Source organism: Pseudomonas gregormendelii (assembly GCF_017114825.1).
Taxonomy (GTDB): Bacteria; Pseudomonadota; Gammaproteobacteria; order Pseudomonadales; family Pseudomonadaceae; genus Aquipseudomonas; species Aquipseudomonas gregormendelii.
Genome location: NZ_JADEVO010000109.1, coordinates 1 through 610, shown reverse-complemented (window position 1 = coordinate 610; position 610 = coordinate 1). Strand labels below are relative to the sequence as shown.

1 protein-coding gene is annotated in these 610 nt (G+C 66.6%); it reads right to left on the bottom strand.

The window, feature by feature from the left end; genetic code table 11:
* Positions 1-610, bottom strand: a 610-nt coding sequence (locus IMW75_RS26790) for an aldehyde dehydrogenase family protein (RefSeq protein WP_205894314.1), incomplete at both ends; no start/stop codon positions are given.

Here is a 610-nt window from a genome sequence, read left to right as displayed (position 1 = left end):
CCGCCATGGGGCATTTCGCTGACGAGCATGAAGTGCGTATTGACCCAGGTGCAGCCGTATTGCAGGCGCGCCGACAACCGATGCGCGCGGCCGACGTCGGCGGTCCACACTGACGACGCCAGGCCGTAGTCCGAGTCGTTGGCCCAGCCCAGCACCTGGGCCTCGTCAGTAAACCTGGTCACCGACACCACCGGGCCGAACACCTCGCGGCGAACGATCTCGTCATCCTGCTGTGCGTCCGCCAGCACCGTCGGCTCGAAGAAGAAACCGTTGCCGTCCACCGCCTTGCCACCGGTGATCAGGCGGATGTGCGACTGCGCCACGGCGCGTTCGACGAACCCGGCCACGCGGTCGCGGTGCTGCGCAGTGATCAGCGGGCCGAGCTCGGTGGCCGGATCGTCCTGCAGGCCGTACTTGATGCTGCTGACCGCGGCACCGAGCTTCTCGACGAACTTCTCGTAGATCCCGGCCTGGGCGTAGATGCGGCAGGCCGCCGTGCAATCCTGGCCGGCGTTGTAGAAACCAAAGGTGCGAATGCCCTCCACGGCGGCGTCGATGTCGGCGTCGTCGAAGATGATCACCGGGGCCTTGCCGCCCAGTTCCATGTGCA